Origin of the sequence: Paenibacillus sp. FSL R7-0340, from assembly GCF_038002205.1 — a bacterium.
In the GTDB taxonomy this organism is placed as follows: Bacteria; Bacillota; Bacilli; order Paenibacillales; family Paenibacillaceae; genus Paenibacillus; species Paenibacillus polymyxa_B.
Genome location: NZ_JBBOBY010000001.1, coordinates 1,543,297 through 1,563,984, shown reverse-complemented (window position 1 = coordinate 1,563,984; position 20,688 = coordinate 1,543,297). Strand labels below are relative to the sequence as shown.

Below are 20,688 nucleotides of genomic sequence, written 5' to 3'. Positions count from 1 at the left end.
GCCGTCATGCTCTGTTATTGCAGCATGACGGCTTTAATTAATGGAGCTATTTCCCCAAATATACCTCGATACGGGAAATCAACCGCTCTCTCACATCTTGCGCCTCTTTTTGATCTAATACAGCCTGGCTTATCGTCTTCTTTTCGCCACTGGCGTAATGCAGTACATACTGGGTCACTATGCATTCCGGTGCATAAGTATCCTTGCGATCCTTATTTAAATAAGTCACCTGGCAGCTTCCGAGAAAACAGAAAGATAGCTCACCTGTAGCTGTGAACAGCCAGCCTGGCAGCTTGGGCTCCAGTCTCAAGGATAGGCCCCTATGATCATAGCCAAACGGTTGCCCGCCGGTCATCATCCATATCCACATATGAATAAATTCTGCCGTAGATCCGCTCAGCCTCGCAATATATCCCGTTCCATGCAAACTTGCATCAGGATTAGCCATACTAGCAATAAAGGAGCTGTTCTCCAGCGTGCTTCTTCCGTAGACCTCTGGGTCCATAAAAGGCGGTAACGCTTTTTTAATGTCTGAAAAAAATTCAGTGTATAGACCCGCCCTTAAGCATTCAAGTAAATATTTGTATTCCATATGCATAAATATAGATTCATTTTCCAGCCAACCCGGTGTAAAAGCTCTGGAACGACCAAGTTCGAACGGCTGCCCCGCCAGACTTTCATTCACCTTATACATGCCCAGCTTCCTGTCGTAAAGTCCACTCTGCCTGATTTGCCGATACAGCTTCTGCCCATTTACAATGTCACCAACCACTTTCATAGCCCGGGTCGGTCCCTCCAGAAAATATGGTGTATCCTTACGTTCGAAGGAATGTATGTTTACGAGCTTGTCTTCGCAGTCATCCTCCTGTACCTCGAATTCTCTGGCTTCATAATAAAAGAAGGTTGGGTATATCCCCTCACCGATAAGCAGAGCCTTATCCATCCCCTGTTGGAGCTTACGTTCAGCCTGGCGCAAAAACACCAGCACATCATCAAACGCTAGTGGTGTTTCTACCCCTTCAAATCCAAAACGAACTGTTTCTCGATACGCTTCTCTAGCATCCGAAATTCGTGACCAGAAGCTGTAATCCTTGCTTTCATTCCTGTAATCAGCCTCATCAGAAGCGTGGTAGTATTCCTCCATTGTGAGCCTCAGCTGTTGGATTAACTTAGCAACTTCTCGCGGCAACCGTAGCACAGAATCGCCCGAAAGCTTCACCTGTGCATGTATTAAAAATCTTAGGAGTCGCTGTAATTCACACAGTTCACTGAATCCAGAAGCAAACAGCCCCGGAAGTCCGTTCATGGAATCATTCCATCCCGGCTTGCCCGCCTCCATCTCAATTCCCAAGCCCTCCGGGTCCAGCGTGGACAGCTTGATGGCTGCCAATGACAGCAGCTTTTCATATAAATTGGACTTATAAATCTCTCCGCTTCCATGTTCGGTTCGAACCCAATGAACATCGCGATCCCGGGCGTGCAGCTGAGCTTCTTTCTCCTTGCTCTCTACGACCGCCCCGTACTGACGGATACGTCCGTCCTTCATCTGCACGTATTTGTTTCGACGTGGCTGTACCCATGCCGGACTGTCGTAATACATGTACTCTCGGGTCGCGAGCAAGAGTTCCTCTTGTTTGTCCGGATAAATACTTAGATAACTTTCGATTAGATCCATGTTATAAGTCCAATGGTCGATCCAAAAACCTTCACCAAAATCAGCCTCATAGCATTGTTCGGAATGCTTGAGAGCTTCGGTTACAAACGTCTCAACCGTTTGCTTTAGCGCGATGTTGTCATGAATGATATGTTGAATCAACTCACCCGGGGTGAACGACGATTGGAAAAAAGCACGCAAAGACGAATGATCTGCCACCTCCACCTGTCCTAACAACGGTTCCAGCTCTCGTATTTGAAAGCTACACCCCTTTACAACAAGCGGATTATAGCCGTCTGGCTGAATCAGGCTCATAAACAAACGGATATTGAAATCTCCTATGCTGGGGTTAAACCACACATCATTTCTCCGGTTCTGGTTCGCATCTCGAAAATTACCATTTCCTTGAGAATAATATCCCGCCTGGAGCTTAAAGAAATTATAGTCCCGTTCCAGATCCCCATGCTTGCGCGAAAATACATGATATACAAATGGTTGCTCGGTGCCGTTGTCCAGCAGCAATGGATAACCACCGCGTAACAGGTTATCCAGATAGTTCTGACGGCAGTATTCGTCAAATAACGGAATGGATGTCCGCGTTGCCATTTCATCCGTCAACTCTTCGATCAACGCTTTGGCTTCCTCCGCCTTCCGCTCAATATAAGACATGGTTGCAATTTCCGTAATCCGTTCATTGATAGAGTGAATATCATTCACATGCCCAATGATCGTACAGTGATTGACGGCAGTACCTGCCGCTAGTCGTGCTGTGTAGCCGCTAAACCCACAAGGCACTTTATTCGTCGTCACAGGCTGCTGTGAAACCAAGTCTTCGACGCGTGAATGGATAAAGCGATCCGGGAAGGTCAGTGCCGTATTTTCACCAAATATTACGGACGGATCGACAATTGGACTCAATAGCCTGGTCTTGCCCTCCTCCTCCACAAAGCTGTACATAAAATGTCCCGCTTCAATTTGATGAATCTCACTTGTATCCGCTGTACTTCCACGTACCTTATAGTAAGGAATGCTATTGTTGAGATTATACACATCCATCCAGCTTTTCAGTGTATGTCCTAGCTCCTTGTATGCCGTATTATCAATACCGAAGGGCAGCACGGCAGGCATGCCGTCCAGCACCTCCAGTTCAAGCTCTTGAGCGGAATGATTGACAATCTCCACCTTGCGCACCAAAGCAGCGTAACTTTCATGAGGAAGCGTGAAATATTGCACACGTACCTCAAGCCCTGTGTCTGGATTAGAGCTGTGTATTTCGAGCATATGGCGGGATATCAGCATTTTTTGCTGTTCACGCTCCACAGGATGCACAGCCGAAAATGGCTCCACATAGCTCCACTCCCCCTGCATCTTCACCTTTAAAAACGTTCGAAAGCCATGTATCGGCACAAGACTATAGCTGCGGTTGGCCGGAAAAAACTCCATGATTGCTCCATTCTTATCCTCTACACCAAAGCTTGCGATTCCTTGCCCACGATTAATATAATACGCCCACAGAGGAATCCCCTGAACCCCAGCAATACCGGGTAGAAAACTGGAAAAGGGCTTGGCCTGCGCATAATTCTCAATCACAAAACGTCCTTGATCGTCAAAATAATACTGCTGCATCGTATCCCCCTTTTCTATTTAAAACCCGTTATTCGCCATCACTTGTTTGAACCACAGCGCACTTTGTTTGGGTGTCCGTTCCTGTGTGTCGTAATTGATGTGTATAATACCGAAACGTTTGCTGTATCCCCAGGCCCATTCAAAGTTATCGAGGAATGACCAGACAAAATAGCCCTTAAGCTGACCTCCCTCCCCAATAAAGCGATGGCATGCCTTTAAATGTTCCTCAATGTAATGCTGACGCCCAATGTCCTCAATCTTTCCATTCACCAGTTCGTCCTTCATCGCTGCTCCGTTTTCCGTAATCAGGATAGGTAATCCCTTGGTAAAATCCTTCTCAATCCGCGTCAGCAGCTTATAAAAGGATTCGGGGTGAATCTCCCATCCCATATCCGTTACCGGTTCCTCTATGGAAACCTGCTCGACCTGAAGCAACGAAGCGTCTGTAGTCGCTCGAATGATGCTGCGGGCGTAGTAGTTGATGCCCAAAAAATCCCCTGGCTGCTGAATCAGCTCCATATCACCAGGCTGTACAAAATCCAATCCGTTCAAGTGCGCCCCGTACCATTCCACCATATCCTCAGGGTATTTCCCGTTAAACAATGGCTCGGCAAACCAACGATTAATAAAGCCATCCCGCCGGACAGCAGCGGCTACATCTTCAGGGTGTTCAGTGGCTGCATCGACATGCTCCATGTTCAGCGTAATACCGATGTTGCCCGCCAGGCCCTTTTCCTTGTGTAAATTCATGGCTATCCCGTGACACATCAGAATATGATGAGCGGCAGTAAAGGCTTCCCTCCAGTTCTCGTGGCCGGGGGCATGCTCGCCTGTGCCATAGCCCAAAATAGAGGCGCAGTAGGGCTCATTTATCGTATTCCACCAGCTTATACGCTGTCCAAATCGATCCATGATTACAGAGGCATACGTTTTAAAATGTTGGATAATCTCTCGCTGCGTCCAACCGCCCTCCTCCTCAATCCACTGCGGTAGATCCCAATGATACAGCGTCAGCATTGGAATTAGCCCGGCCGACTCAATCTCATCCAGCAGACGCTCATAGAAAAGTAGCCCCTGTTCGTTAACCACGCCGGGTGCGGGAATAATGCGCGGCCAGGCCACGGAAAAACGGTAATGTAAAAAGCCAAGTTGCTTCATTAATTGCACGTCTTCCTTAAAGCGGTGAAAATGGTCACAAGCCACATCTCCGCAGTCCCCTCCTATCACCTTCCCGGGTGCTCGACAGAAAGTATCCCAAATAGAAGGCGTTCTCCCTTCCTCATCCACGCCACCTTCAATTTGATAAGAAGAGGTCGAAGTTCCCCACATAAACGTGGTGGGGAATGTATAGGTATTCTCACTCATACTCGGTATCATCCTTTCAGGGATCAAGACTTCACAGCTCCGGCCATTGCACCGCCGACAATAAAGCGCTGGAGGAAAATATACAAAATCACGAGCGGTAGTGTAACAATCAGAATGCCGCAAGCAAGCAGCGGCCAGTTGTTCATGTATTGTCCGTAGAAGGAGAACAATCCCTTGGTCACTGGCTGATAAGCAGGATCAGACAAATAAATAGTAGGACCTATAATGTCGTTCCACGCCCCAATAGCTGTCAAAATAATGCCTGTCGCCAACACCGGCTTCATCAGCGGGACAAGAATTGTAAACAAATATCGTGAATATCCGCACCCGTCCATTGCAGCCGCTTCATCCAGCTCTCGGGAGACAGACTTGATATATCCCACAAACATCAGGAAAGCGATGCCAGTACCTGTTGTTTTCAGCAAAATGAAACCAAGCTGGGTATTGTAAAGTCCCAGGCTATTAATGAGAGCAAATTGCGGAATCAGCGGATTCGGGAGATACATGGATATCAGAAAAAACACATAAAAGAAGGTGCTGAACTTAACATATCCCCGCGCCAGCGGAAAAGCCGCAAACACGGATATAATCAGCGTTAATAACGTAGATACGCCTGTATACAAAATGCTGTTCCACATGTATTGAGAGAAATTCCCTTTTTCCCAAGCATCCATAAAATTCTCCAAGCGCAGACTTTTGGCTAGAGCTACAGGGTCCATCAGATACTCACTTTGAGTCTTCATCGATACATTAAAAAGGTAGAAAAGCGGGAATACATACAACGAAAGCATGAGCAGTACGATGATGTAGCTCAGTATTTTGGCTCCTTTGGTACTGCTCATTACATTTCCACCTCTCTTCTACGTAAGTAATACAGGGCAATCATCGATACCGTAAACACGAACACGAACTGGATCATAGCAACTGCGGAAGCAAGGCCGTAATCTGATGTCCCAGAGCCAAAGGCTGTGGCATATACATCAAACGCAAGTGTCGTCGTGTTGAATTTACCACCTGTCAGCACATAAATAATGTCAAAGGTCTGCAATGCGCCGATAATGGACAGCAGCATATTGACGGTAAAGGACGGTGCAATCATCGGAAAGGTAATATTTTTGAACGCTTTCCATCCAGAGGCACCGTCCATATACCCTGCTTCATATAAGTCACTGGGGATAGATTGGAGTCCGGCTAAGAAAATAGTCATCGAGTAACCCATGTACATCCAAATTTGCACAAAAATAATCAACTCAAATGCAATATCGTAATCCCCGAAGAAGTTGGAGCTGGTTCCAAAAAAGTTCATCAAGGCTTGCGCAGGGCCCCCAAGCGGATTGGCAAGCAGCTGCCAGATCAGGCCGGATACCGTTACCCCGAGCACAACGGGTAGGAAAAATACAGAGCGATATAACACATCCCCTTTGAGCTTCTTATTAATAAGGATGGCCATGAACAGCCCCACTGCATTTTGAATCACAACCACCGCTACGGCAAAATATAGGGAACGGCCAATGGAAGCGATGCGATCTCCAGAATCGGAGGAGGTGAAAAAGGTCGTGTAATTCTCGAATCCGATAAAATGCCACGTCTGCCCCGGAACCCCGGTAGCATCTGTAAAGGAAAAAAGCACGGTTACCATAGAGGGTCCAAAACCAAGAAGCAAATAGAGCAGCACCGGAATACTCAGCAAAAGATAGGGCATTATCCGGGCCGCACCCTTTCCGAAGGGATACATGGGTCTCACACCTTTTTACATTATTATGGGAGCTTTGCAGTTGCCCATTTGTTTTCCTGTAAAATCTATAGATTTATTTAGGGGCTGCCGCATCCCAGTCTGTCTGAGATTTCTGGGCAAGCTCCAAAGGCGTCTTTAACGGACCGGCAGGCGCCAAAAATTCCGCATGTACGCTGGCTTCCTTAATGTACTGTCCAACATTCTTACGATTGATAAACAGCTGATCCCAAGAGAGCTTGAAGTTTTCCAGTGAAGGTTGAATTTCATTAACAAAGTCGCTGCTTATCTTCACATCAGACTGTGTTGGCAAAAATCCAGCAGCGTTCACGAAATCGGTATAGTTCTGCTTCTCGGAGAGCATTTCAAGCCATTTGATCGCATAATCCTTGTTTGGCGATTTTTCTAATACCATCCAGGTCATATCGTACTTGCCTGCAAGGTTTTTATTTTTGGCTGGATCGTTACTGCCCGGAATCGGGAAATAACCAAATTTCAGCTCTGGATTGGCTGTCTGGATCGTAGTTGCATCCCACGTACCATCCGCAATCATAGCTACACGCCCTGAAGCAAACAAGCTTGGCAAGGTTCCATAGTCAATCCCCATAAATCCACCAATGGCGTTGTTCATTAAAACTTGTGATTTTTCCAAAACTTCGAGCTGGGCGGGGTCTGTCAGCTTCGTCTTACCTGTCCACAGCCCTTTGATATATTCCAGCTGATCATCATGGATAGAGGCTTGAAGCCCTTGGACAGCAAGGTTAATAGGCCATACATCCTTACCGCCAAAACCAAGCGGTTCTACGCCATTATCCTTGAGCACCTTCATCACATTCACCAGTTCGTCCCATGTCGTTGGCACAGTAAGATTATATTTTTCAAAAATCTCTTTGTTGTAAAACAGACCTGTCAGGGCCACCTTTCCCATGTTTACACCGTATACTTTGTCGTTGTAGGTCATGGCATTTTTGACATCTGTAGGATTATAGTTTTTGATAAAAGCTTGATCCGACAGATCTGCAATGAGTCCTCCCTCAATCCACTGCTTCCACATCGGATCAGCTGCTCCCTTAGACCATTCCTGCGGTGCGCCTACGAAGCTGAATTTCAAAGGAATAATGTCTGCATCACCGGTTGAACCAGCATTCATACGCGTTTGCATCAGTTGATCATAAGTTGAATCAGCAGGAACCGTCGTATACTCCACCTGAACATCGGGATACTTCTCTTCAAACTTTTTATTAAATTCCTTTATATAGTTATTAATATTTTCTTGCTGCCAATGAATAATCTTTAACGTGACCTTTTTATTCCCGTTCTGTCCAGCTTCACCACCTTTGCCGCAAGCAGCCAATACCACTATTAAAGCGGTTACAATAAGTAAAGAAAAACACTTTTTCAGCATTGCAAAATTCCCCCTGTACTCTTAGAATAAATGCATTCACTTTTACGAAAGCGGTTTAGTTAATTACAGCTACTATTATGTATCGGATAGCCTGTATTTGTAAATAGAGAATTGTAAATTATCAAATAAAACATAAATCACCGTTATTACTCCTTGAAATATTAGGCAACATCCTTTATTCACACTGTTGACTCACTTCTATGAGGTAGCATAGAATACGAGTAATCATTAAGTTTGAAAAGCAAAGTCAATTTAACTAAATCAGTTTAGTTACGGAGGATTCCATGAATATAAAAACAATAGCTAGCATGGCAGGCGTTTCAGTGGCAACGGTTTCGAAAATCATTAACAATTATACGGACATCAGTGAGGAAACCCGGCAGCGGGTACTTAAAATCATGGAGGAAACAGGCTATAGACCCTCCTCCTCGGCTAAAACGCTTGCTACCAAAAAATCTAATCTGGTAGGCGTTATATTTGCCGGCAAGCTGAATGTTGATTTTAGTCATCCTTTTTTTGTAGATATCATAAATGTCTTCAAAAAACAGATTGGCTTGCTCGGTTACGATCTGCTGTTTTTTTCAAATGAGAAATTTCTGGATAATGGAGAGGACTATTTGGCTCGCTCGAAATATTTTTCAGTGGACGGGTGCATTATTATTGCTGGAGATGAGGTGGAGAAGAGTGTTTTTGATCTCGACGCCAGCCCTATCCCCTGCATCGGTGTCGATATTGAACTAACCGGAGCTAGTTCCTGCTATATCATGTCCGACAATCAGAAGATTTCAATGAAGGTGGTTGAGCACTTTTACATGAATGGATACCGCGAAATGGGTTTTATAGGCATTGAACGCCCCTCCTTGGTTATTAAAGAGAGAGAGGAGGCCTTTATCGCTTCACTAAAACGGTTTAGTCTTGATGTCAGACCTGAATGGATCGTGTATGGTAAGGACTACGCGGCAGAAGATGGATACCAGATCGCGAAGACGTGGATACAACAAGGAAATTTGCCAAAAGCTATTTTTGCGGCGACCGACTTACTTGCTTTTGGTGCCATACGTGCTTTCAAGGAAAGCGGCTTGAGGGTACCCGAGGATATTGCTGTAGTGGGATGTGATGATATAGAAGCCTGTCGTTATACCGAACCTCCACTGACGACGGTAAAACAAGACAAGCAAAAAATAGGCCGTCTAGCCGCTATGGTGCTGTTTGACCTGATGAATAAACAAATGGATACGAAATGTATTAAAGTAGAGCCGGAACTAGTCATTCGTAGCTCCTGCGGAGCCCGGCAACATTGGAACCATACGAAGGTCAAGAGTTAGCATATGCCTTAAAAAAGATGACTCCTGATAAATTCAGAAGTCATCTTTTTGCAGTTTAATATTCAGAGACCCATCGCTTAATCTATTACTTGTAGGCCATCGTCGCATTCACAGCCTTTTTCCAGCCTTCATACAAGCTTTCACGTGTTGCTTCATCCATATTCGGGGCAAAAGAGGTTTCCACCCTCACCCGCTTGCGAAGTTCATCCGTACTCTTCCAATATCCAATAGCCAAACCTGCCAGACATGCAGCCCCCAGTGCCGTCGTCTCATGGATAACTGGCCGCTCCACTGTTGCATCCAGAATATCGCTCTGGAATTGCATCAGAAAATTGTTCAATACAGCTCCTCCATCCACCCGCAGCAATTTCACTGCAATACCTGAATCAATCTCCATGGCTGTAAGCACATCCTTGGTCTGATAAGCGAGTGACTCCAATGTGGCGCGGATAAAATGCTCCTTCGTGGTCCCGCGTGTCAGGCCGAACATCGCTCCGCGCACCTCACTATCCCAGTAGGGGCTGCCCAGTCCGACAAAAGCGGGTACAAGATACACTCCTTCTGTAGACGAAACACGGGCGGCATAAGGCTCACTGTCCTTCGCTTCACGGAACATGCGCAGCCCGTCTCGCAGCCACTGGATCGCCGCCCCCGCTACAAACACACTCCCCTCGAGTGCATATTGTACTTTACCTTCCTCCAGTCCCCAAGCGATGGTCGTAATCAGGCCGTGCTTGGATTCAACAGGCTGATCCCCCGTATTCATCAGCATGAAGCAGCCTGTGCCGTAAGTATTTTTGATCATCCCCTTTTCGTAACATGCCTGACCAAACAAGGCTGCCTGCTGGTCACCTGCTGCACCGGCAATAGGTACATTCTGACCAAAGAAATGATAATCCACGGTGTGCGCATATACCTCGGAAGAAGGTCTTACCTCAGGTAGCATGATTTTCGGAACACCCAGAATGTCCAGCAGCTCTTCGTCCCACTTTAGTTCATAAATGTTGTACATCAGCGTCCTAGCTGCATTGGAGTAGTCTGTTACATGTGCCGTTCCGCCGGATAATTTCCAGATCAGCCACGAGTCAATCGTACCGAATAATAGGTCACCTCGTTCTGCCTTTTCCCGAGCGCCCTCCACATGGTCCAGTATCCACTTTACTTTAGTGCCTGAAAAATACGGGTCGATCAACAGCCCTGTTTTGCTGTGAAACAGCTCCTCGTGCCCTTGCCGCTTTAATTCTTCACAGATGTCCGAGGTTTGGCGTGATTGCCATACGAGTACGTTATACACGGGCACTCCTGTATTTTTGTCCCACACAGCCACCGATTCTCGCTGATTGGTAATGCCAATGGCAGCCACTTGATTTGCTTTTACACCGGATTCGGAAAGACAGGAGGCAATGACTCCGAGAATAGAGCTCCAGATTTCATTCGCATTCTGCTCCACCCAGCCGGGATGAGGAAAATATTGTGGAAATTCTCGCTGAGCCGAGTACACTACATCTCCTTCGCTATTGAACAAAATCGCTCTTGAGCTTGTCGTTCCCTGATCTAGTGACAAAATATATTTTCCCATTGTTCATCTCTCCCCGTGTAAATCCATCGTTTTTAAGCTGTAAGTTTGTGATCCGTTTTATGATTTTTATAAGTACGACTCATACGGAAGGTAATCAAAAGTACAATCACGATGATCCCTAGTAAAATCCAGAAAGCCGGAGTCACACTCCCCTTAAAAACAGCCTGATAAAATAGCCCTGCGAAAGATCCACCCAACAGCGGCCCTACAATGGGCACCCAGGCATATTTCCAATTGGATGCTCCCTTACCGGGAATCGGTAGTAAATAATGCATCAGACGCGGCCCAAAATCTCTCGCTGGATTGATGGCATAGCCCGTTGTGCCTCCAAAGGATAAACCGATACTGACAACCAAAAAACCCACAATCAGCGGTTTCAAGCCCCCTGTAAATGAATTGGCACCAAATGACTGCAGAGCAAGAACAAAGATGAAAGTACCTATCATTTCACTAAGCACGTTGGCAAACGGATGATCAATAGCCGGTCCTGTCGCAAATACACTGAGTTTGGTTGCTGTGTCCTCCGTCTCTTTCCAGTGAGGCCAATAATGCAAAACGACGATTATCGCACCCGCCATGGCCCCGAGAAGCTGAGCCACAATATAGCCGGGAACGTCCTGCCATGGAAAAATGCCCTGAAATGCCAACGCCAGTGTCACTGCCGGATTCAAATGCGCTCCGCTGATTTCACCCACTGCATACACCCCAATAGCAACCGCGAGCCCCCATCCCATTCCAATTACAATCCAGCCGGAAGCGTGAGCAAATGACTTTTTCAGAGACACCCCTGCGCACACTCCGCCACCTAGGGCAATAAGAATCATTGTCCCTATGAATTCGGCTGCGTATGGCGACATACAACCTACCTCCTCAATAGATCATCCGATTTCGATCGCTTTCATCGCGCAAAAAAAGAAAAGCCATCACAAACCAACCCTGTGCTGTACCATGGGTGTCTGCGTGGCTCTCTTGTCTCCGTCACGATTATTAACTTAAATTTGATACTATATAAGCATGTAAGCGATGTCAACTACGGATTTACGTCTTTTCATAGCTTAAAATAATCGTTGACCATGTTAGTTTCTCCGATTTATGATGTAAAAAAATGGTTTAATGTAAGGGTTTCAGGATGAATACGACACTCCCAAACTCGATGAAGAAGGGAAGAATGTTATGCTGAAATTTCTGCAAAAAATCGGCAAGTCGTTAATGCTTCCAGTAGCCACTCTACCCGCCGCAGGGATTTTACAAGGATTAGCACTGATTAATTATGAAACGGATATACCACTTGGTCCCGGAGTTGGCGGATTTCTGAATCATTATGTCACTCCTTTTCTGAACGAGGGGGCGGGGGCTATCTTCGGTAACCTTGCGCTCATTTTCTCCATCGGTGTTGCCATTGGTCTGGCAGGCGACGCAGTAGCCGCATTATCGGCAGTCATTGCCTATATGGTGCTGACCCGTATTTTGGCGGCAGTGCCGGGTATATTTGCATATATTCCAGACGACGTCAAGCTGGACATGGGCGTATTGGGTGGTATTTTTATCGGTGGATGGTCTGCTTTTCTGTTTAAAAAATATCACAATATTCAACTTCCAGATTGGCTTGGCTTCTTCTCAGGCAAACGCTTTGTCCCCATGATCACCGCCTTCACGACCATGATTCTGGCCATTCTGCTCGGTATGATCTGGAGTCCGATACAAGATGGGATTGCAGTCTTCGGCAACTGGATTGTCGGCTTTGGCGGAATCGGATCAATGATATTCATGATTGCCAATCGGCTGCTGATCCCACTCGGTTTGCATCATGTGTTGAACTCGATCGCATGGTTTCAAATTGGTGACTACACCAATGCTGCCGGTGAGGTCGTTCATGGTGACCTGACGCGTTTTTTCGCAGGCGATACATCGGCGGGTATATTCATGTCCGGCTTCTTCCCCATTATGATGTTCGCTCTGCCGGCAGCGGCCCTCGCATTCATTCATACAGCCAAACCGGAAAAACGTAAAGCAATCGCTTCCATCTTCATCGGTTCTGCGGTGGCATCATTCCTGACTGGAATTACCGAACCCCTCGAATTTTCATTTATGTTCATTGCACCATTGCTTTACGGCGTTCATGCTCTGCTGACAGGTCTGAGTGGCCTAGTCGTGTATCTCCTGGATGTCAAACTCGGTTTTTCTTTTTCAGCAGGACTCATTGACTATCTGGTCAATATGAAGCTCTCCACCCACCCATTGCGAATGATCCCAGTCGGGCTTGCCTTTGCCGGCGTGTATTACTTCCTGTTCCGATTTATCATTCTCAAATTCAACCTAAAAACTCCTGGGCGTGAAGATGATGTAGAAGACAGTCTCCTGTCTGAGGTTAACGAAACTATACCCGATGGAAAGGCAAGCACCACATCCGATACTCAGTCCAGTCAGGCAGGCAAGGTACTAACCTACCTCGGCGGTTCAGACAATATCCAAAGCATTGATGCCTGCATCACGCGGCTGCGTCTTGTCGTCAAAGACGACAAAGCGGTTAACGATCAAGCTCTCAAGCAGCTCGGAGCGTCGGGAATCATCAGGCTTGGTAATGGTACCCTGCAGGTTATTTTCGGGACTCGGTCCGAAATTCTGAAAGATGAAATACAGCGGCTGATGTAAGTAAAAGGGTATCTCTTCAATCATCGAGATACCCTTTTGGGTTGCCGTCAATCTGCCAATAACTTAGGTACACCTAAATTATAGTATAATATATACGTTGTTACATGTACTATTTTCTTTTAGGTACTTATCTTAGATTGGTGCTGTGCGCTCTTTTTTTGTTTCAACAATAACCATTCACGACATACCTTTACCTTTATCTGCGCAAAGGCATAGACGACGCCGAAGGAGCAGGCCACAGTCGTCAGATAAACCAAAAGCAACGCTACAAATAAAGGAAGCTGACTTACCAAGTCACCGACCAAGCGCAGCACGATGACCAGAATGAATACGTTCGCTGTAAAGGCCCTGTACGCATAAGTAGAGAACCATTTGTAATAGGGAAGTGAACGGGAATTTACGCTGATCAAATGTCTTGCCAGCATGTAAATCAGGAAAATCACTACCAAACTGTACAAGGTCATGGACGGCTTCAGATAAATCAGATTGCCAAATGACATATGCTTGAATCCAAAGCTGAAAAATTCGCGATTTATCCAAATGAGAATAAGTAGCATCACCGGAATGAGTATGAACTGAATCCGTCGAAGCACCCCGTCAAATTTTCCCTTGAACACCCAAGCGATTCCGCCTAGTAGAGCATATATAAAATAGCTGACGAAAAAGCGGTCAAGGTATAGCAAACTGGACGCATAAGCTCCATGGAATACATAGGTATAATACATCCATACCCAGGCGCCGAAGATTATAAAGCTCACAATAAGCAACGGAATGACCCGTAAAGGCTTAGCCAGGTACTTATAGCAGACGAAAATAATGACTGGCATCAGTAATTGAAATTGCAGCATCATCACTGTGTACCAATATTGCGGTGATGAATTACCGAGCACATAAGACTCAATGAGCGTCCAAAACGAAGTAACGTGTTGATTAACCTGTATGTGCGGGAAGAAGAGCAAGCTGGCTGACGCCCACAGAAAATAAGGAATCACGAGCTCGCTGAATTTTTCCTTGTAAAAATGTGATACCCTGGTATGCTGATTATTCATCACCATTCCATACACGATGGCAAAAATAAAGACTGGCGCGGTATATTTCACTAAATTATAAATAACGCCTAGTAAGGCCAGATCCGCGTTATTATGGGCATACTTCAGTAACATGCCCAGAACGCTTTGCAGGATCGCTCCGCTGACGGCAAACACCTTTAAAATGTCGCTTTCATTAATATTAACTTTTGGGCCGGTAGTGTTTTCCATAATACGCACTTCCCCTTTGAGAGCTTATGTTGGCTTACGTCAAATGGTCGTGCATTCCTCCCTTTTGCCGTTGGTATAGTACATCCATCATTGCCAAGGATTGCAGACGAGCTTCGGACCTGAAGAAGTTCGCAGCACCACGGTGCTGGTCCGTCTCTCAAGGATTTCGCGCAGGACGTAGGCGCCGCCCTTCACCTCCAATTGAATATCGATTCGAACATCCAACTGCTCCAGCTTGCGCAAGAGGCCTTCAGCTGTAGAATAATCAATAGTCTCAGAACCATCTATTACGAGATCAAGATCACTGGTTGCCTTCACAGCGGGGTATCCTGTCGCTATTTCGAATCCCGCACTTCCCGCTGGCCCCCAGCGCCAATCCGCCATCATTTCTGCTAACAAGTCCATCAACTGAAGAACAGGCTGCTGCCGTCTCTCTGTAGGCAAGGAGTTCCACATCTGACGTTTCACTATCGCATAGGGAGACACGAGCTGGGACACCCCCTTCGGGTCCAGGAATGCAGCTTCCCGTTGATTTCGCTCCTGTCCACGTACTCCGACGGGAATACAACCATCCGCCGACGGATCGGCTCGACGAACGACCACAAAGGGGGTCCGCCTCAGCGAGGCGGTTACCCACTCCTTGTCTTCATATAAGGAGAGATATTTCAAATTGGACACTTCAATCAGATCATGTGGATGGATTACCATTGCTCCAAAAGCGCATCTCGAACGCCACGGGTTGCAGTCCGCCCGCCCGCCATAGCTTCCTTGGTCTGCAATCGGAAGCTAAGGTCGCGGGGCGCTCCTTTTGTACTCTCGATTGCCTCGGAAACGGTCTTTTCCACGATGGCTACATCACTACTCTGTGGATCGTCTGCATGGATACCGCTCAGCATCTGATATAATGCCCCCAGAGTACTGTAGCTACGAACATCGTAGGCCATAGCTGGAACTTTCTTGGTAGCTTCTTCAAGCTCGGCAATCGTCCGCTTGGTAATCCGAGCAGCAGAAGCCTTGGACATGGCCTGAATATTGACCTTGCTGTCATCCAGTGCGATCAAACGATTCGATTGCAGCCCATGCGCGAGGAAGCCCCCGGAAATCGCGTTACCGACAATCACACCGATAACTGGATGGCCTTCTAATCTAGCGGTTGCGTAAGCATCTGCACTTGCAGCCAGGGCAAGACTGATACCGACCATTTCTTCCTTATAGCCATAGGCTTGACTGGGTACATCAATGATGGCAATGATCGGACGTTTGGTTTCTTTTTTCTCATCTTGACGGATTGCGTCCCTGATGATTTGAGCCACCGTCCAGCCTTCAAGCATACCAACCTCACCGTTTCTGACACGCGGGAATCGGTTGGAGGCATTCGGAACAATGGCGATATATCTGCACAGTTGTCCGTTCTTATCCACGTCTGCCGCAAGCACTGAAGGAACATCGCTGATTGGGTGAGCAATGCCCGTCAAGCGGGAGAACCAGCGATAACCTCTACTATCCGACATGTCGGCCGCACCCTCTTTTGCCAGCGGGACAGGCTGCTGCACAGGCTGTATCTGCGTGTAAAATTCGCGATAGCGCTCAGGTGTCCAAGCTTCTGTAGGATCAAGAGTGTTTAACAGGGTCAGATAGAAATCGATTTGCTCTGTTTTAGCAGGCTTCGCCGGTGCCTTGAGCGCAGTATCAATCGCTTCGACAACTGCATCCGTCGTATCTTCCACCATTTCGTCAATCAATCCGGTTTGGAAGCGCTGGTTAGCTCCGATTGTGTTCCAAATCAAGGCTTTGTCGCTTGCATCGAACTCCATGACCCCTGCTTCCTGCTCAATGACCTCCGGCCCGTTCAGACCGAGGCGCGCTTTCTTCGTAGCAATCAGAGTGGTAAACAATTCTGCAGTAATGGACATTCCCCCAAATGCCCCTACGCGGCCCGGGATCAGTCCGATAACAGGAACGTATTTACGCAGGGCAACGATCTGGGTAGCAATCTCCGAAATCGACAACAATCCATAGTTCGCTTCCTGTAGCCGAACACCCCCTGTATCGAAGATCATGACGGGATATAGTTTGTTCCCTCTCTTATTCTCTTCCAGTGCCAGTTCGAGCGCTCCGGAAATTTTGGCCCCGCTGACTTCTCCAATCCCCCCTCCTTGAAAAGCGCCTTCCATCGAAATGATCAAGACCTTCTGTTTGTGTATTTCGCCAAGAGCCAGAATAATCCCGTCGTCGCTCTGAGGAACAATGCCTTGCGGCTCTAGGTGGGGGGATTGGATTTTGTCTAACGGCCCAAGTATCTCACGGAAAGTCCCTTCGTCCAGCAGCGCTTTAGCTCTCTCGCGTCCATTCAGCTCCACAAAACTATTCTGCATAATCCAGCACCTCCAGCACTTGCGTAAATCTAAGCATTACTACACCCGGAGTAGCTCCGAAGTCATGAACTGTAATATTGGCAGTAATCGGATAACGGTTAAAAAAACGGGTCAGAACATTCTCCCATACTTGTTCAAATCCTTCACTGCCTGTTAAAATGCTGACGTTGGTGGTCTGGCCTTTTACAGGCTCTACAATAATCTCCAAATCTCCCGAACCGACAACACCTATATGTGCCGGCTTACAGATGGGCTTCGTAGTCTGGTATTGAAACTGTAATTTTTCCATCCTTCAGAAACACCTCCAATTAAAAGTATCAATCGATAAGAAATAATGTGGCAGCTAGCAGGTCGGCACTGCCTCCGGGCGAGAGTTGTCTAACATTGCAATACTCGGACAAGCGGTAGAGCAGCTTTCTGCCAGACTGGGTTCTTAATCCATCTGCTGCAAGGAAGGCTGCGGCCATACTCTGAATCGCCATCAGATCCGTCAACTGACCGCGGTGTAGGATGCAGGTATCATCCACACATGCCACCAAGGCCAATAAAGCTTCTAAGCGTGCTTCGACCTCTGTCTTCCCACAAGCCCTAGCGCGCAGCAAAGCAGGTAAAGCTTCGTCCCGGATGTGCGGAAAGCCTAGCTTCGCTTCTTCCTCTGCCCCCACTACCGCGTATTTCTTCTTAACCGTTCGTCCATTCGTCTGCTGCATCGGACGGTACCGGTCATGGAACGATGCAATTCTTCCTGCAATGCTCATAATCTGATGTGGGTCCCGCTCCCTTGGAAAGGCTGCCCGTGCACTTGTTAAAAGCCCAAGGGCCCAAATGGCACCCTTATGTGTATTGACACCGTTCGTTGCACTGAGCATCACCTTCTCGCCCTCCCGCCCGATTAGAGCGATCTGCTCACGCAAAGTCTGGTCCACCGGGTGAAGGTATGACACAATGGCTATTTCCCGAAACGTATCCTCCAATGCTCTTGCGGATGCAAGCATAAGATCGATGGACATATCAGTATGAGAGCCATTGTCTCTGGCATCGACAAGTCCAGGCTTGGGCGTAAGAAGAGCCTCTTCCATCAGTGCCTTTACAGCTTTGGCAGCCAGAGAAGCCGCGAAAGCTGAATGATTCATCGTGAGCATGGCTTTAAGACCAGCTCCGGAATTTAGCCGGTGGATCATACAATCCGTCTGACCAATCTACGAGATCGTTAATCGTCTGTGCTGCCAGCATCGAGCGCTTGGCTTGTCTGCGCATGATCCCAAGATCCTCCGGATAGGCCACGATCCCTCTGTCACGCAACAGGCTTGCATCGCTTTCATTACTTTCCATTCCTAAAGGTGTTACGCCTCCGATTGCCGCGAGAGCCTTCTTTCTCTCCTCTATGCTGTCCGTCTTGTAGAGGTATGCAATGCCTTCCTCGGTAAGGACGTGGGTGACATCATCCCCGTAAATCATGATTGGCGTAATGGCGAGACCAGATTCATCCTTCACCTTGATGGCATCTAGCGAATCTACAAATACTGGCTTTTTGTTGGCACCGTATGTTTCAACCATCTGCACGACCAATTTCCGGCCTTTGGAGAGTTCCGTCGGGCGCTCGATCATGTCAAGCCAGGCAGGAGTCGCATGTCGCCGCCCCCGAGGATCATGCCCCATATTCGGCGCTCCTCCAAAACCGGACAATCTGCCGGAAGTAACGGTAGACGAATTACCTGCACAGTCCATTTGTAGCGTTGATCCGATAAACATATCTACAGCGAACTGGCCTGCAACCTGACACATCGCGCGGTTGGAGCGCATAGATCCGTCCTTGCCGACGAAGAACACATCTGAACGAGCCGCAATGTATTTCTCCATACCGACCTCGCCTCCAAAGCTGTGAATGCTTTCGACCCAACCCGATTCAATCGCCGGAATCAAAGTTGGATGCGGATTCAGGGCCCAGTGCTTGGCAATCTTCCCTTTCAGGCCAAGCTGTTCACCATAGGTCGGCAGCAAAAGCTCAATCGCTGCAGTATTAAAGCCAATGCCGTGATTAAGCGACTGCACCTGATGTTTTCCATAAATACCCTTGATCGCCATCATGCCCATCAGGATTTGCAGTTCAGTAATATTCTGCGGATCACGGGTAAACAGTGCTTCCAGTGCGTACGGTTTTTCGGCCTGTACAATGACGTCGACCCAGGACGCTGGAATATCGGTTCGCGGCAGCTCATCCACGATTTCGTTAACCTGCACGATTACGATCCCATCCTTGAAAGCCGCTGCTTCCACGATCGTCGGAGTTTCTTCCGTATTGTTTCCGGTATACAGATTGCCCTCGCGATCTGATTTGTCTGCCGCTACCAGCACCACATCTGGAATAAGGTCAATGAAGAGACGTCCGAACAATTCCAAATACGTATGGATGTCACCGAGCTTAAGTATCCCGTCATCAATCATTTGCGCAACACGCAGGCTTTGGGAGCCACTGTAGGAGAAGTCCAGCTTCCCGGCGATGCCCTTCTCGAAAATATCCAAATGTTCGGGTCTTGAAATGCTGGACATAATCATATGCAAATCATGCACTTTGCCAGGATCGACTTCCAGCAGCTTCTGGGAAAGGAAAGACGCTTGCTTCTGGTTATCTCCTTCCAGGACGACCTTCGCGCCTGGATCAATTAGCGCCTCCATCAGGTCGACAATTCGGGAGGAGTCGATGTATTTTCCGTCGAGCCACTTTTCCACCTTTCCTAACTTTTCCTGCTTTTTATCACGTTTTTGTGACCAGGATCGCAGTACTTTATTCATTCTTCTTGCTCCTTCCATTTTCTAATCAGATACTGAGTCGCTTCCAGACCGATCTCGTCCACGGCCATTTGCCGGGTATCCTTGTGGGCTTGCTTGACAAGTCTGGAAAGAGTATGACCCGGCGGCATCTCGATGAAACAGTCAGCTCCCGATTCGACGCAGACAGCCGCCATATCCATCCACCGAACGGGATATGCTACGTTTAGTGCAAGGTCCTCCGCGATTTTTTCCTTGGCTTTCGTCTTTCTGCCCGTATGATTCACCAAATATGGTATTTGAGCGTCCCGCAAAGAAAAAGTGTGTATTTTCAGCAATAGCTTATTGGCTACCTCTGACATCAGCAGGGAGTGTGAAGGAATCGGAACCTTCAGAAACGCCGTTTTAGCGGTCCCAAGCTCTTTCACATGCATAAATGCTTTATTTAACCCTACCAATGATCCGGATACGACGATTTGCTGCTCTGCGTTTATATTCGAGAGGTAGACTGGCGTCGCCTCACTATGGGAGAGAAGCACGGCTTGTTGAACCTCGGCCTGCGTAAGCCCAATAATCACACCCATTCCATAGCCTTCAGGAAAGGTTTCTTCCATCAACCGGGCACGGAGCCATACGATCCGAAGCGCATCCTCGAACGAGAGAACTCCCGCGATGACCGCCGCAGGAAATGCACCAATGGAATGCCCTGCCACGAATTGGGGCCGGATACCCTGCTCGATCAACCGGTAGGCTATTGCCGTCTCCTTAACGAAGAGTGCCATCTGAATCCAGACCGTTGAGCCCATAGCCTCCTCATCATCACGCAGTTCAGTTCCGATGATACTTGTTGCCTTTTTCACATACTCGGGTACATCTTGGAGCATTCCAGGAACCTGTGACCCCTGGCCGGGAAATGTAAAAACGATGTTCAGAATCTCACCACCTTT

The 20,688-nt window shown here is 47.5% G+C and carries 16 protein-coding genes; 2 read left to right on the top strand and 14 right to left on the bottom strand.

All coding sequences use genetic code 11. The features are described 5' to 3' along the window. Positions 1-46: 46 nt before the first annotated feature. From MKX59_RS06980 to MKX59_RS06960, 5 genes are all read right to left on the bottom strand, one after another. The gene (locus MKX59_RS06980) at positions 47-3,280 is read right to left on the bottom strand and encodes a cellobiose phosphorylase (RefSeq protein WP_340857886.1); all 3,234 of its coding nucleotides are present in this window, start codon (positions 3,278-3,280) and stop codon (positions 47-49) included. Positions 3,281-3,298: 18 nt separating this feature from the next. Then, positions 3,299-4,645, bottom strand: coding sequence for a GH1 family beta-glucosidase (locus MKX59_RS06975; RefSeq protein WP_340857885.1), 1,347 nt, complete (start codon positions 4,643-4,645; stop codon positions 3,299-3,301). A 23-nt stretch (positions 4,646-4,668) separates the two neighbouring features. Further along, entirely contained in the window at positions 4,669-5,487 is an 819-nt protein-coding gene (locus tag MKX59_RS06970; protein ID WP_076295612.1) for a carbohydrate ABC transporter permease, read from the bottom strand. Continuing rightward, positions 5,487-6,380 carry a carbohydrate ABC transporter permease gene (locus tag MKX59_RS06965; protein ID WP_034095085.1) on the bottom strand — a complete coding sequence of 298 codons (894 nt, stop codon included), beginning with the start codon at positions 6,378-6,380 and terminating at the stop codon, positions 5,487-5,489. The genes MKX59_RS06970 and MKX59_RS06965 overlap by 1 nt, the downstream gene beginning before the upstream one ends. Positions 6,381-6,453: 73 nt before the next feature. Beyond that, entirely contained in the window at positions 6,454-7,782 is a 1,329-nt protein-coding gene (locus MKX59_RS06960) for an ABC transporter substrate-binding protein (protein ID WP_340857881.1), read from the bottom strand. A gap of 284 nt (positions 7,783-8,066) precedes the next feature. Between MKX59_RS06960 and MKX59_RS06955 the strand changes: the two genes are divergently transcribed. Next, positions 8,067-9,107 (top strand): LacI family DNA-binding transcriptional regulator, encoded by a 1,041-nt coding sequence (locus MKX59_RS06955; protein ID WP_071558346.1) that lies wholly within the window; start codon positions 8,067-8,069, stop codon positions 9,105-9,107. An 85-nt stretch (positions 9,108-9,192) separates the two neighbouring features. On the opposite strand, the gene glpK is transcribed toward MKX59_RS06955, so the two are convergent. Further along, positions 9,193-10,686: a glycerol kinase GlpK gene (gene glpK / locus MKX59_RS06950; RefSeq protein WP_340857878.1), complete on the bottom strand. Its 1,494-nt coding sequence runs from the start codon at positions 10,684-10,686 to the stop codon at positions 9,193-9,195. 32 nt (positions 10,687-10,718) lie between these two features. Further along, positions 10,719-11,543, bottom strand: a complete 825-nt coding sequence (locus MKX59_RS06945; RefSeq protein WP_028541560.1) for an MIP/aquaporin family protein — start codon at positions 11,541-11,543, stop codon at positions 10,719-10,721. Positions 11,544-11,859: 316 nt separating this feature from the next. On the opposite strand from MKX59_RS06945, the gene MKX59_RS06940 reads away from it, so the two are divergent. Further along, entirely contained in the window at positions 11,860-13,338 is a 1,479-nt protein-coding gene (locus MKX59_RS06940) for a PTS transporter subunit EIIC (protein WP_209943424.1), read from the top strand. 119 nt (positions 13,339-13,457) lie between these two features. On the opposite strand, the gene MKX59_RS06935 is transcribed toward MKX59_RS06940, so the two are convergent. The 7 genes from MKX59_RS06935 to MKX59_RS06905 all read right to left on the bottom strand — a co-directional run bounded on the left by MKX59_RS06935 (position 13,458) and on the right by MKX59_RS06905 (position 20,601). Beyond that, positions 13,458-14,597: an acyltransferase family protein gene (locus tag MKX59_RS06935; protein WP_209943426.1), complete on the bottom strand. Its 1,140-nt coding sequence runs from the start codon at positions 14,595-14,597 to the stop codon at positions 13,458-13,460. Positions 14,598-14,684: 87 nt separating this feature from the next. Then, positions 14,685-15,305: a malonate decarboxylase holo-ACP synthase gene (locus MKX59_RS06930; RefSeq protein ID WP_209943428.1), complete on the bottom strand. Its 621-nt coding sequence runs from the start codon at positions 15,303-15,305 to the stop codon at positions 14,685-14,687. Continuing rightward, complete coding sequence (gene mdcD, locus MKX59_RS06925; protein WP_068941704.1) at positions 15,299-16,972, bottom strand: biotin-independent malonate decarboxylase subunit beta; 1,674 nt, start codon at positions 16,970-16,972, stop codon at positions 15,299-15,301. The genes MKX59_RS06930 and mdcD overlap by 7 nt, the downstream gene beginning before the upstream one ends. Continuing rightward, positions 16,962-17,261 carry a malonate decarboxylase subunit delta gene (locus tag MKX59_RS06920; protein WP_023989989.1) on the bottom strand — a complete coding sequence of 100 codons (300 nt, stop codon included), beginning with the start codon at positions 17,259-17,261 and terminating at the stop codon, positions 16,962-16,964. Before MKX59_RS06920 ends, mdcD begins: the two co-directional genes overlap by 11 nt. 28 nt (positions 17,262-17,289) lie before the next feature. Beyond that, the gene (locus MKX59_RS06915) at positions 17,290-18,114 is read right to left on the bottom strand and encodes a triphosphoribosyl-dephospho-CoA synthase (RefSeq protein WP_023989990.1); all 825 of its coding nucleotides are present in this window, start codon (positions 18,112-18,114) and stop codon (positions 17,290-17,292) included. A 4-nt stretch (positions 18,115-18,118) separates the two neighbouring features. Further along, on the bottom strand, positions 18,119-19,765 hold the full coding sequence (mdcA, locus tag MKX59_RS06910) for a malonate decarboxylase subunit alpha (RefSeq protein ID WP_023989991.1): 1,647 nt from the start codon (positions 19,763-19,765) through the stop codon (positions 18,119-18,121). Further along, positions 19,762-20,601 carry an ACP S-malonyltransferase gene (locus MKX59_RS06905; RefSeq protein WP_226887830.1) on the bottom strand — a complete coding sequence of 280 codons (840 nt, stop codon included), beginning with the start codon at positions 20,599-20,601 and terminating at the stop codon, positions 19,762-19,764. Before MKX59_RS06905 ends, mdcA begins: the two co-directional genes overlap by 4 nt. Positions 20,602-20,688: the final 87 nt, after the last annotated feature.